Origin of the sequence: Marinimicrobium koreense, from assembly GCF_003762925.1 — a bacterium.
GTDB classification, from domain to species: domain Bacteria; phylum Pseudomonadota; class Gammaproteobacteria; order Pseudomonadales; family Cellvibrionaceae; genus Marinimicrobium; species Marinimicrobium koreense.
Genome location: NZ_RJUK01000001.1, coordinates 1242073 through 1254872, shown reverse-complemented (window position 1 = coordinate 1254872; position 12800 = coordinate 1242073). Strand labels below are relative to the sequence as shown.

Sequence of the window (12800 nt, the reverse complement as noted above, 5' to 3'; positions counted from 1 at the left end):
GCTTCTTAGTGGCTATACTGGTAAACAGAGAAAACGCTTATTCTACGGTGCTTACCAGCTCGGGTACAGACTCCCGATGCGCACTGAGTACCGAACCACCCAAAGAAGTCGATGAGGAGAGGGTCATGTTTCAACTGCATTCACGCCTGGCCGAGGATACCGTGCCGGTAGGGCGCTTCCCGCTGTCACTGCTGCTGCTCAGCAAAGATGCCAACTATCCCTGGTGCCTGCTGGTGCCTCTGCGGGAGGATGTGTTTGAAATTCATCATTTGGGTGAGTGGGATCAGCAGCAGCTGATGCGCGAATCCTGTCGTCTGGCCGAGGTGATGACCAGCGTGTTTGATGCCGACAAGATGAACGTGGCGGCGCTCGGCAATGTGGTCCCCCAGTTACATGTACACCACATTGCCCGCTTTGAGACGGACCCGGCCTGGCCGCAGCCGATTTGGGGCGTCAAGCCCGCTGCAGGCTATTCTGAGGCGCAGTTGCAGGACCGACTGGATCACCTGAGATCCGCCCTGGTCGGGGACGACTTTGAGGTATTGGAGTCACTGGAGGATCTGGAGGTCGATCCGGTGGATACAACGGGGCCGGGCGACTGGTATTGAGAACAGGGCCCCGAGAGGGGCCCTGTTGAGCAGGTATGGCGCTTACAGAGCCATTTCCTTGAGCTTCTTCAAAGGACGTACCTTGACGGCGATGGAGGCCGGTTTCGCTTTGAACACGGTCTCTTCGCCAGTGAAGGGGTTGATGCCCTTGCGCGCCTTGGTGGCGGGCTTCTTCACGGTGGTGATCTTCAGCAAGCCGGGCATTACGAATTCGCCCACGGCACGCTTCTTGACGTGACCTTCAATGATGTCAGACAGCTCGTCCAGTACCGACTGGACCTGCTTTTTGCTCAGCTCGGTATTTTCCGCGATCTGATTCAGAATCTGGGTTTTGTTGTAACGCTCGGAGATCGCCTTTACTTTCTTGGCAGCCGGCTGCTTGGCAGCAGCTTTCTTGGCGGGAGCTTTCTTTGCGGGTGCCTTTTTGGCAGCAGTTTTGCGAGCAGCCATAATATGATCCTTGTTGATGGTCAAGTGTTTATTGAGTCAGGCCGAGGAAAAAGCCTGAATATATAGCGTATTAACCGCACCGTGTACGGCTGGCACTATATATAAAGGATAAAACGACGATCAGCAACCCAAAAAACCGCTTTTTTACCGCTATAGCGCCAATTGTCTCAGGCGTGGATCCTCTTCAGCGGTTTCCCAGGCCCGATCGAAAATCTCCCTCAGCGTTTTTACCCGCGCACCCGCCTGCCAATCGTAAAAGCCGTGATAGTTGTCCGGATCATTCTGATAGACCAGGTGCTCCCGGTCGCCCAGCGCAAATGCGATGGCCTGGGTTTCAATGTCGTTGGTCAGCCGGCGCAGGGTCACCTTGCTCGGCAGCCTCTGGGCCAGGCGAACCAGGCCGTGCCCGTATTCAACCAGCGCCCGGGTGTCCCGGACCAGCAGCTGTACCTGCGCCTGGCGATGTCTACGGGCAATCTCGGAGAGTGCTTCGGCCAGCTCCGGCAGGTCGTAAACCTCTCTGGCCAGGTCGGGTGAGTAGAGTGAGAAAGTGCGGCGAGTCTCGCTCGCGCAGTGGAGTAGTGCCTGGCGAAAGGCGTCTGGTCCATCAATCAACTCAGATTGCTCGGGGGTATCCGGCGGGAGGTTCATGACGTTCGGCTCCAGTTCGTATTCGACTTTTCAGCGTGCTCAACCGCCATGATAAAGCAAGCCTGGCCAAAGAAGGAGGCGGGATAGCCGTATATCATATAGAAAAATTGTTGCGCTAATGAAAATATGGAGTTATAAAGGCAGTGCGCTACCTGTGACACCCACAGCAGCGTCCGACTATGGCGCAGGTCAATCACAGGGGCAGGGAGGCGTGCTGGCGCAACAACAATAAACAATGCAGATCCATTATCGGGTAAGCGGAGAATAAGCGATGACAATAATGAACAAGACTCAGGGCTTGACACCTCGTTCGGCATTTCGGCGCACCAGGCTGGCGCGCGCCATTCACTGGAGTTCACAGTTACTGGTCGCAGGTGCGGTTGGCTGGCATGGCGCCGGCTTTGCACAGGAAGCCACACCGGCGGAGCCGGAGCAGCCGACCGCACTGGAAGAGATCGTGGTGTCCGGTCAGCGCAGCAGCATTCAGTCGGCCCAGATGATCAAGCAGAGTGCTGAACAGATCGTCGACTCGATTGTCGCGGATGACATCGGCAAGCTGCCCGATCGCTCGGTGACCGAAACCTTGCAGCGCATTCCGGGTGTGACCATTGATCACTTCATGTCTCTCGGGGATCCGGAGCACTTCTCAGCTGAAGGCAGTGGCGTCGCCGTGCGCGGTTTGACCCAGGTGCGTAGTGAGCTCAATGGACGCGACAGCTTTACCGCAAACGGTGGGCGGAGCCTGAGCTTTGAAGATGTGCCCGCGGAGCTTATGGCCGGGGTGGACGTCTATAAAAACCCTTCGGCGGACATGATCGAAGGTGGCCTGGGCGGCACCGTCAACCTGCGTACTCGTATGCCTTTTGACAGTGATGGTCAGGTAATGGCGGCGACGGCCAGCGTGAATTACGGTGACTTTATCGAAGAGGCCGACCCGTCGGTATCGGCTCTTTACAGCAACCGCTGGGACACCTCCGCCGGTGAGTTCGGTCTGTTGGTGGATGTCGCTTTTTCGGAAATTTCGACCCGCACCGACGGCATTTTCAATCGTCCGTTTTTCCCCCGCGATGACCTGCAGGGTTACGAGGGGACTACTATCCAGGTACCGCGTGGGGCGGACTGGCGCTCCATGGATTTCAATCGCGAGCGGTTGGGGTCCTACCTGGCGACTCAGTGGCGGCCCAGCGATGCGTCAGAATTCTATTTCCAGGCGTTCCGTTCCGAATATGACATGCAGTGGGATGAGGATGCCATCTTTGTCCAGAACGATGCCTATGCCATCCAGCCGGGCGAGGGCAAAGAGTTTGTTGTCGATGACAATAATGTCTTTCTGTCGGGTCGCCTGACCCAGCCCGGGGGAATCCCCTTCGGGGCCGATATCCGCGTGGCCAATCGCGAGTCAGTCACCAGCGATTTTTCCGCCGGTTACAAGTGGTTGCCGGGTGACCAGCTGGAATTCAGTACCGACCTCCAGTACACCAAGGCAACAACGGAGGGTCTGGATGCCACCATCGCGACGGGCATCAACCTGCCGTACATCGATATTGATCTGCGCGGTGAACGACCGCTGGTTCAGGCCGACGATGAGTACCTGTCCGATCCGGGCAATTACTACTGGGGCTTCACCATGCCCTTTATCGAGGACAACGAAGCCGAGCAGTTCGCCTGGCGTGCGGACGTGAAATACAACTTCAATGACACCGACGTTGTGCGCTACATCAAGACCGGCGTTCGGCTGACGGACCGGGAAGCCACCAACATCAACAGCGGCTACCACTGGCAGGCAATCTACCAGCCGTGGATGGCCTGGTGGAAGCTGCCCGACGACCAGATGCCTCCGGTGGAAGACGCCAGCCAGATGTCGCTCAACACCTTTGATAACTTTTTCCGGGGCAAGGCACCGAGCCCGGGGGCTGTCTATGCGCCTCACATATCGCTGGTTGAGGGCTATCCGGAGAGCTTCGATCAACTGCATGCGGATGCCAGTGAGAACTATATCTGCTGTGACGACTACATGCCGGCAACCATGGACGATCCGAGCCGCATTAACGAACAGGAAGAGCAGACCTACGCGGCGTACTTCCTGCTCGGTTTCGGTGTCGACGACTGGGCGCTGCCGGTAGACGGTAATATCGGTATTCGCGTGGTGCAGACCGACAGCGCGGCATCGGGCATGATCCGCTACCCCGAAACCATCGTGGTGGGAGAGGATGGGGAGACGGAAAGCCGCCCCTGGTATCAGGATCCGGAAGATATCGTGGCGGAGAATTCCTATACCAACGTGCTCCCGAACCTGAACTTGCGCGTGGAATTGCGTGATGATCTGTTCCTGCGCTTCGCCGCCTCCAAAGCCATGGCGCGGCCTGCGTACAATCAGATGCAGGCGTTCCAGACCTTGAGCGCGGGCCGCCCGGAAGGGGTGCCGGAAGACCAGTATGTGCCGCCGGAGGATTTCCGGCTGACGTCCTCCTCCGGCTCCAACCCGATGCTCGAGCCGATGGAGGCGACCCAGTTTGATATCTCGCTGGAGTGGTACTTCAATGACGCCGGTGGTATGGCCCACGTCAATGCCTTCAGTAAGGACATTGAAGGGTTTATCCGCAACCAGACGATCCGCGAAGAACACGGTGGGTGGGATTATACGGTGACCCGTCCGGTCAACACCGGCACCGCTGATATCCGGGGTGTCGAGTTGGGCTGGAGCCAGTTCTTTGATCAGCTTCCCGAGCCCTTTGATGGTCTGGGTATGCAGGCCAACTACACCTACATCGACAGCAGCACCGATGTGCCTCGCGATGAGGGCTCCAATCCGGTCGATACCGACGGCAGTGAATACGGGCAGATGCCCTTTGAGGGGCTGTCGGAGCATTCCTACAATCTGGTGGGTATGTACGAGAAGGGGCCGCTGTCTGTTCGTCTGGCGTATAACTGGCGGAGTGACTTCCTGATGTCCGTTGGCCCCAATGGCTTTAACGGCACCGATCGCGATATCACCTGGCGCCTGCCGGTGTATAACGACGATTACGGTCAGATGGATGGGTCGATCTTCTACGACATCACCGACATGCTGTCACTCGGCCTGGAAGTGAACAACATCCTCAATTCGGAAACGCGCACGATCATGAAGCAGAACGCAGCGGGAGACCACTACGCTTCTTACTTCCTGAACGATACGCGCTATGCATTGACCCTCAGGGCCAATTTTTAGGTGAGACCCGGCGGTAGGGAAGCCGCCGATATTGTTGGCATGCTTGGCGCCGGTGTTTTTACCCCGGCGCTTTTTTGTGCGGACCGGCTACGAAAACGACGCCCAGATGGGGCAGTGATCGGACGGGCGCTCCATACCCCGGATGTCATAATCGACGCCCGCCTCCGTGCATCGTTCGAGTAACGGCTCGGTTGCCAGAATGAGGTCGATTCTCAGGCCCCGTTTGGGGTCGGCATCAAAGCCTTTGCTACGATAGTCAAACCAGCTGAAGGTACGCTCTTCGTCCGGCTGGTGTTGACGGAAGGTATCCTTCAGACCCCAGTCCAGCAGAGTATCCAGCCATTCCCGCTCTTCCGGCAAAAAGCTGCACTTTCCGTCGCGCAACCAGCGCTTGCGGTTCTGCTCGCCAATACCGATATCCCGGTCAGTATGAGAGACGTTCATATCGCCCATGACAAGCAGCGGTTTAGAGGGGTCGCACTGGTCGTTCAGGAAGGCCATCAGGTCCTGGTAGAACTTGCGCTTATTGGGAAATTTGACCGGGTGGTCGCGATTTTCACCCTGGGGGAAGTAACCATTCAGAACGGTCACTTCGCCGCCGAGGGGGGAGTCGAATACCCCTCCGATAAAACGCCGTTGGGATTCTTCCAGATCTCCGGGGAAACCCTTGATCACCTGCTTGAAGGGGTGGCGGGACATTAGCGCTACGCCGTAGTGCGTTTTCTGGCCGTAGAACTCTACGTGGTAACCCATGTCCCGGATTTCCTGCTCGGGAAACTGCTCGTCGGTGACTTTGGTTTCCTGCAGGCCGATGAAGTCCGGCTGATATTTATCGATCACTGCTTGCAACTGGTGAAGGCGGGTGCGGATGCTGTTTACGTTGAAGGAAACGGCGTTCATGCGGTTCAATTCCTGAGTCCGATCTGATGGAGGCGTGGGTTAAAAAATACCCCGAAAACGCACCGAGGGAAAAGGCCTGTGCGGTATCGGGGCTCGGGTTTGGATGTTGGTTACCAGTTGGCGACGCGATCCCGGTCCTGTTCATCCATGGATTCGAGCTGCTCAATGAAGTCCACCAGAATATGTCCGGCTTCGTTGAGAAACGGATCCTTGTCCGGGTTGATTTCACTGCGTGAAAGCGCACTGAAGCTGACCAAGTCGCCTTCTTCTTCGTCGTCGTTGGCCGCTTCTCCGGCGTCCGCGCCCTCGGTCGCGTCCTCGTCGTCGCTGCCGGCCAGGCGGTCAATGTCTTCGTAACTGTCATACAGGGACAGCCCTTTGGCTTTCCGGCGCTCGTTTTCGAGTTGCAACAGAGACGCTTCCAGGGATTCCTGTTCGTTTCGACGCTGTTTTTCATTCAGGGAGACGACCGTGCGGTCCTTGTTCTTCTCCGTCAGCGCCATCTGATCGCGCAGGTAGATGAAATCCGGGTTCTTCTCTACGCGCTGCTCGTGCAATGGGTTCAGGTGTGGAAGAAGCGCCTGAATGTCAAAGTAACGAGAGTGCGGAACCGCGTGAATCTTGTCCCAGGGTAAGGCGTTGTCGTAAGTGCTCTCGCCGACATCGTCTACGTTGACCAGGCTAGGCAGCGTCATGTCGGGAATAACTCCGCGATGCTGTGTGCTCTCGCCCGAGACGCGATAGAACTTGGACTCCGTCAGCTTCAGCTGGCCGGCATCGACCGGTACCAGCGATTGCACGGAGCCTTTGCCGAAGCTCTGGGTGCCAACAATGATGCCCCGGCCGTAATCCTGGATGGCGCCGGCAAAAATTTCCGAAGCCGATGCACTCAACCGATCAATCAGCACCACCAGCGGCCCGCGGTAGGCCGCCCGGGAGTGTGATTGATAATTGCGTGAAATCAGTTCATTGGTCTGGCGAATCTGTACCACGGGCCCGCGATCGATAAACAGGTCGGTCAGGGTAGTGGCCTCCTGCAGGGACCCACCGCCATTGCCGCGCAGATCAAGCACAATCCCGTCGACGTTTTCTTTTTCCAGCTCTTGAAGAATCCGGTGCACGTCACGGGTGGTGCTCTTGAAGTTCGGGTCGCGCTTGCGATAAGCCTCGAAATCCATGTAGAAGGTGGGTACACGAATCACGCCAATTTTGTAGCGGTCGCGCCCATTCATAACCTCGAATACGTCGTGCTTCGCCGCCTGTTCCTCAAGTTTGACCTTGTCCCGGGTGATGGTGATGACTTTGGTCGCACTGTCGGTGGGGGCCTTGGCCGGGAGCACTTCAAGGCGGACAACCGTGTCTTTTTTGCCGCGAATCTGCTCCACCACTTCGTCGAGGCGCCAACCGACCACATCGGTCATTTCACCTTCTTCGCCCTGGCCGACTGCGACGATGCGATCCGCTGGGCGAAGTTCCCCCTGCTTGTCCGCCGGCCCGGCGGGAACCAGACGCATCACCTTGGTGTGTTCGTCCTCGGTCTGGAGTACGGCCCCAATCCCCTCCAGGGAGAGTGACATGTTGATATTGAAGTTTTCGAGTGTTCTCGGCGACAGGTAGTTGGTGTGCGGATCGTACAGGGTGGTCAGGCTGTTGATCACGACCTCAAAGGCATCATCGCTGTCCTGCTGGCGAACCCGGCGCAGTTGGTTTTCATAGCGTTTGCGCAGGAGCTCCTTGCTCTCTTCCAGGTCCTTCCCGGCCAGTACCAGATCCAACAGGCTGGCTTTGACCCTGCGGTGCCAGAGCTCATCAGCGGTTTTCTTGTCCTCGGGCCACTCGGCCTGCTCCCAATCCACCACGAGCTGATCGTCGGTGGTGAAGTCGTACTTGATCTCATCACTCTCCAGCCGCTCAATCACCGATTCCAGCCGCGTCGTCAGGCGCTGCCGGTAGATATCGAAGATGTCGAAGGCTTCATTCAGGTTGCCCTTGGCGAGCCAGTTGTCGAACTTCTCACGGTGACGGTTGAATCCGTCGATATCAGCCTGGAAGAAGTAGCTTTTGGTGGGGTCCAGGGTTTTCAGGTAATTGTCCAGATACTCGGACGACAGGTCGTCATTGAGGGACTGGTCCCGGTAATGGTGCTCGCTCAGTTGCTGGACCACGCTCGCCGTGACCTGGCGGTGCTGATCGGTGATTTCCAGGGGGGCCAGGGCGGCAGCCCAGAGCGCTGGGGCGCTGAACAACAGGGCCGAAATGGCGAGACTGCTGCGCAGGAACTTCGGGACGTTGAGCATAGGTTCAATCCTGCTTTGTTTCCGGTGGCCAGCGAACTGTGGTTGACTATCGCCAGTGACACTGGAAGCGGCGTTAATACTGGGTTTCATACTACTATAGCCCCCGGAGTATGGCTACCGGAGTGGGTTCGGGAGACGTTTAGAAAGGTAAATCGGCGCAAGAGTTCCCCAGAACGCACTGGGGCCGCACTAAGTGCGGCCCCAGGGTGGGTCGGTAAAGGCCCGGTGGTGTGTCGGCCTCAGGCGGGGTAATCGCGCTTGCTGTAGCCGGTGTAAAGCTGGCGTGGACGGCCGATCTTGTAGGGTGCGCTCACCATTTCCTGCCAGTGGGCGTACCAGCCGACGGCGCGGCCTGTGGCAAAAATCACGGTAAAGGCTTCGGTGGGAATGCCGATGGCCTTCATGATGATGCCGGAGTAGAAATCCACATTGGGGTAGAGTTTCTTCTGGATGAAGTACTCGTCTTCCAGGGCGATTTTCTCCAGGCGCTTGGCGATCGCCAGCAGCGGATCGTTTTCCAGGCCCAGCTCGGACAGTACTTCGTCAGCGGCCTGTTTCATCACCTTGGCGCGCGGATCAAAGTTCTTGTAGACCCGGTGACCGAAGCCCATCAGACGGAAGGGATCGTTCTTGTCTTTGGCTTTGGCGACATAGGTGTCGATGTTGTCGACGCTGCCAATTTCCTCAAGCATGTTGAGAACGGCTTCGTTCGCACCACCGTGGGCGGGGCCCCACAGGGTAGCGATACCCGCTGCGATGGCGGCAAAGGGGTTGGTGCCGGACGAGCCGGACAGACGCACGGTGGAGGTGGAGGCGTTCTGCTCGTGGTCGGCGTGCAGCAGGAAGATCCGGTCCATGGCTTTGGCCAATACCTGGTTGACCTTGGGGCTTTGCCCGGCGGTACCAAAGGTCATGTTCAGGTAGTTTTCAGCGTAGGCGAGATCGGCGTCCGGGGCGATGAACTCTTCGCCCTGGCGGTGCTTGTGGGCCATGGCGGCAAGGGTCGGCATCTGACCGATCAACCGGTAGGCCGTAACCCGACGACTCTCTTCGCTGGTGATGTCGGTCTCTTCATGGTAAACCGCGGCCAGAGCGTTCACTGCGCTGCCCATGATGGCCATGGGGTGAGCGTTGCGACTGAAGCCTTTGATGATCTGAGCCACTGAGTCGTCGACCTTGGAGTGCTTTTTGACTTCGTCGGCGAACGTCGCTTTTTGTTCTTTGGAGGGGAGTTCGCCGTTCAGCAGAAGGTAGCAGGTCTCGAGGTAGTCAGAGTGCTCGGCTAACTGATCGATGGGGTAGCCACGGTGCAGAAGCACGCCTTTGGCGCCATCGATGAAGGTAATTTTGGACTCGCAGGGGGCGGTGGACATGAACCCCGGATCGTAGGTGAAAAAACCCTTTTTGGTCAGGCCGGAGACATCAATCACGTCAGGGCCGGCAGTGCTCGGGTAAACAGGCAGATCAATAGGCGCATCCAGGCCGTCGACCGTTAACCGTGCTTTTCTGTCAGTCATTACGGACTCCTGTGGTTTACAAACTTTTAAGGCTTCCAGGAATGGCTGGATGGCCAGACCGGGTTTTTAATCGGGGCGTCACTATAAGCCCCGGCGTGGGTTTGTCAAACAGCCCACGGGTTGATGGGAGGCGGCATTATAGAGGAGAAGGCCTGATTTCGGTAGTTTTTCGAGATCGGGTTGGCAAAAAATCCACTTGACGGCGAGGGCGCCCGTGTAGTGGCCGGCCCGTTGGTGCCGGGGTGCCCGGCATCACGGAGGCTTTGACTGGAGGCAATGATCCGGCAGTGGTGGGAACGTCGTAACAGGTGACAGCGCTGTCGGATTTTACCCCCGGGGACGGGGTGGTGAACAATCCGGTGGTGATTTGCCTCCAAATGGAGCATCAAGCGGCTCCAGTGCACGCCAATCGGGCATTTCCGGGGGATTTTTGCCCGGGTTTTTGTTTGTGTTTCAGGATTCGACTCTCTATAATACGCCGCGACTTGCAGGCAGCGGTGAGAGAGCCAATCGCCGGTCCAGACCATGCTCTGAGAACAGACATTGGCGCGGACGGCGCATAAACAAATCAACCTGGCGACCGCCCTGTGTGCTCTGGAGAGATGCGCTTGGCGCTATTTCGCTAACCTGCCTACATTAGCTGGGCTAGAAGGTGACTATCAACCGTGAAAAACCAAAGACCTGTCAATCTCGATATCTCCACCATCAAACTTCCGATTACCGCTATTGTTTCCATTCTTCACCGCGTCTCCGGTGTTTTTCTTTTTGCCGGTGTGGCCGTACTTCTCTGGCTGCTTGATGGCAGTCTTGCCTCCGAAGAGCAGTTTGTGGCTCTGCAGGAAACGCTGACCCAGCCGGTCTGGCAGATCGTCGTCTGGGCAGTTGTCGCCGCGCTCGCCTATCACATGGTGATGGGGGTCCGGCACCTGATTATGGATTGTGGCATTGGTGAAAGCCTGAAAGGTGGTCGCCTCGGTGCGAAGCTCGCACTGGCGGTGGCCGTTGTACTGATTGTTCTGGCAGGAGTCTGGATATGGTAACCGCGGTAACCAATCTCGGCCGCAGCGGCCTGTACGACTGGCTGATTCAGCGCGTGAGCGCAGTGATCATGGCCGTCTACACCGTCTTTATTGTGGCTTATATCGTAATAACCCCCGAACTGAGTTTTGAGCAGTGGCAGGGCCTGTTTGGTCAGCTGTGGATGAGGGTGTTCACCCTCATGACCCTGCTGTCCGTGGTGGCCCACGCCTGGATCGGCCTGTGGGCGGTCCTGACGGACTACATCACCGAGCGGATGATGGGCGGCAAAGCCCTGGTGTTGCGTCTGCTGGCTCAAGTACTGCTGGCGGTAGTCGCCGTGACTTACACCCTCTGGGGTGTCGAAATTATCTGGGGGTTTTAAACTATGCGCACGATTTCCTTTGACGGCATCGTCGTCGGTGGTGGCGGCGCGGGTATGCGCGCGGCCCTTCAGTTGGCCAGCTCCGGTTACAAAACCGCGGTGATCACCAAAGTATTCCCGACCCGGTCGCACACCGTGTCCGCCCAGGGCGGCATCACCTGCGCCATTGCCAGTTCTGACCCCAATGACGATTGGCGTTGGCACATGTATGACACGGTAAAAGGCTCCGATTATATCGGTGATCAGGACGCCATTGAGTATATGTGCTCCGTGGGTCCGGAAGCCGTGTTCGAGCTGGAGCACATGGGGCTGCCATTCTCCCGTACCGAAGAGGGGCGCATTTATCAGCGTCCGTTTGGTGGTCAATCCAAGGATTTTGGCCGCGGCGGCCAGGCGGCGCGCACCTGCGCGGCGGCGGACCGCACGGGTCATGCGCTGCTGCACACCCTGTACCAGGGTAATATCAAGAGCAACACGGTGTTCATGAACGAATGGTATGCCGTGGATCTGGTGAAGAACGCCGATAACGCTGTTGTGGGCGTAATTGCCATCAACATTGAAGACGGCGAGACGGTGTTTGTCCGCTCCAAGGCCACAGTGCTGGCGACGGGCGGTGCCGGTCGTATTTACGCCTCCACCACCAACGCGCACATCAACACCGGCGACGGTATCGGTATGGCGCTGCGCGCGGGCTTCCCGGTCCAGGATATGGAAATGTGGCAGTTCCACCCCACCGGCATTCACGGTGCGGGCACCCTGGTGACCGAAGGTTGCCGCGGTGAGGGCGGCTATCTCATCAATAAGGACGGTGAGCGCTTTATGGAGCGTTACGCGCCCAACGCCAAAGATCTGGCGGGCCGCGACGTGGTGGCGCGCTCCATGGTCATGGAGATTCTGGAGGGCCGCGGTTGTGGCCCCAATGGCGATCACGTACTGCTCAAGCTCGATCATCTGGGTGAGGAGGTGCTGGAAAGCCGCCTGCCCGGCATCTGTGAACTGTCCCGTACTTTTGCCCACGTGGATCCGGTCAAAGAACCGATCCCGGTGGTGCCCACCTGCCACTATATGATGGGTGGTATTCCGACCAACGTGAACGGCCAGGCCCTGACCGTGGACGCGGATGGCAAGGACGTTCCGATCGAAGGTCTGTTCGCCTGCGGCGAAGCGGCCTGCGTATCGGTGCACGGTGCCAACCGCCTGGGCGGCAACTCGCTGCTCGACCTGGTGGTGTTCGGCCGGGCGGCCGGCAAGCACATCGAGAAAGTGCTGCGTGAAGGCGCAGAGCAGCAGGCGCCGCGCGAGAGCGATATCGAAGCGTCGCTGGCCCGACTGAATCGCCTGAACAGCTCGACCGGTGGGGAGAGCAGTGCGGTACTGCGCAAAGAGCTGCAGGAAGTGATGCAAAACCACTTTGGCGTATTCCGCAAGGGTGACTTCATGGCCGAGGGCATCAAAAAGCTGGCCGCCCTGCGCGAGCGCATTGAAAACGTGTCTATCGACGACAAGAGCGATGCGTTCAATACGGCCCGGATTGAAGCTCTGGAGTTGCAGAACCTGCTGGAAGTGGCCGAGGCCACTGCCATCGCGGCCAATGAGCGCACCGAGTCTCGCGGCGCCCATGCCCGCGAGGACTTCCAGGAGCGCGACGACAAGAACTGGCTGTGCCACTCCATGTACTATCCGGTCGACAAGCGGGTGGGTAAGCGCGGCGTGAACTTTGCCCCGCGCACCATGGACGCGTTCGAACCGAAAGCACGTGTTTATTAA

At 58.0% G+C, this 12800-nt stretch carries 10 protein-coding genes; 5 read left to right on the top strand and 5 right to left on the bottom strand.

Annotation, left to right across the window (positions count from 1 at the left end; genetic code table 11):
• Nucleotides 1-125 precede the first annotated feature (125 nt).
• Nucleotides 126-608: an HIT domain-containing protein gene (locus EDC38_RS05385; protein ID WP_123637621.1), complete on the top strand. Its 483-nt coding sequence runs from the start codon at nucleotides 126-128 to the stop codon at nucleotides 606-608.
• Nucleotides 609-650: 42 nt separating this feature from the next.
• Here EDC38_RS05385 and EDC38_RS05380 read toward each other — a convergent pair whose 3' ends face one another.
• Both EDC38_RS05380 and EDC38_RS05375 read right to left on the bottom strand, forming a co-directional pair.
• A complete protein-coding gene (locus tag EDC38_RS05380; RefSeq protein ID WP_123637620.1) occupies nucleotides 651-1058 on the bottom strand; it encodes an HU family DNA-binding protein in 408 nt (135 codons plus the stop codon).
• A gap of 150 nt (nucleotides 1059-1208) precedes the next feature.
• Nucleotides 1209-1709, bottom strand: a complete 501-nt coding sequence (locus EDC38_RS05375) for a DUF7931 domain-containing protein (RefSeq protein WP_123637619.1) — start codon at nucleotides 1707-1709, stop codon at nucleotides 1209-1211.
• Between the two features lie 280 nt (nucleotides 1710-1989).
• Here EDC38_RS05375 and EDC38_RS05370 point away from each other — a divergent pair, with 280 nt between their 5' ends.
• On the top strand, nucleotides 1990-4917 hold the full coding sequence (locus tag EDC38_RS05370; RefSeq protein WP_170162857.1) for a TonB-dependent receptor: 2928 nt from the start codon (nucleotides 1990-1992) through the stop codon (nucleotides 4915-4917).
• A gap of 87 nt (nucleotides 4918-5004) precedes the next feature.
• Here the strand turns inward: EDC38_RS05370 and xthA are convergent, their stop codons facing one another.
• From xthA to EDC38_RS05355, 3 genes are all read right to left on the bottom strand, one after another.
• Nucleotides 5005-5817 (bottom strand): exodeoxyribonuclease III, encoded by an 813-nt coding sequence (gene xthA / locus EDC38_RS05365; RefSeq protein WP_123637617.1) that lies wholly within the window; start codon nucleotides 5815-5817, stop codon nucleotides 5005-5007.
• Between the two features lie 110 nt (nucleotides 5818-5927).
• Nucleotides 5928-8114: a carboxy terminal-processing peptidase gene (locus EDC38_RS05360; RefSeq protein WP_123637616.1), complete on the bottom strand. Its 2187-nt coding sequence runs from the start codon at nucleotides 8112-8114 to the stop codon at nucleotides 5928-5930.
• A 239-nt stretch (nucleotides 8115-8353) separates the two neighbouring features.
• The gene (locus tag EDC38_RS05355) at nucleotides 8354-9631 is read right to left on the bottom strand and encodes a citrate synthase (RefSeq protein WP_123637615.1); all 1278 of its coding nucleotides are present in this window, start codon (nucleotides 9629-9631) and stop codon (nucleotides 8354-8356) included.
• 665 nt (nucleotides 9632-10296) lie between these two features.
• Here EDC38_RS05355 and sdhC point away from each other — a divergent pair.
• Genes sdhC through sdhA form a run of 3 tightly spaced genes read left to right on the top strand, consistent with a single transcriptional unit; the run spans nucleotide 10297 to nucleotide 12800 of the window.
• Nucleotides 10297-10671, top strand: a complete 375-nt coding sequence (sdhC, locus tag EDC38_RS05350; RefSeq protein ID WP_123637614.1) for a succinate dehydrogenase, cytochrome b556 subunit — start codon at nucleotides 10297-10299, stop codon at nucleotides 10669-10671.
• Nucleotides 10665-11033, top strand: coding sequence for a succinate dehydrogenase, hydrophobic membrane anchor protein (sdhD, locus tag EDC38_RS05345; protein WP_024460484.1), 369 nt, complete (start codon nucleotides 10665-10667; stop codon nucleotides 11031-11033). Before sdhC ends, sdhD begins: the two co-directional genes overlap by 7 nt.
• 3 nt (nucleotides 11034-11036) lie before the next feature.
• Complete coding sequence (gene sdhA, locus EDC38_RS05340; RefSeq protein WP_024460483.1) at nucleotides 11037-12800, top strand: succinate dehydrogenase flavoprotein subunit; 1764 nt, start codon at nucleotides 11037-11039, stop codon at nucleotides 12798-12800.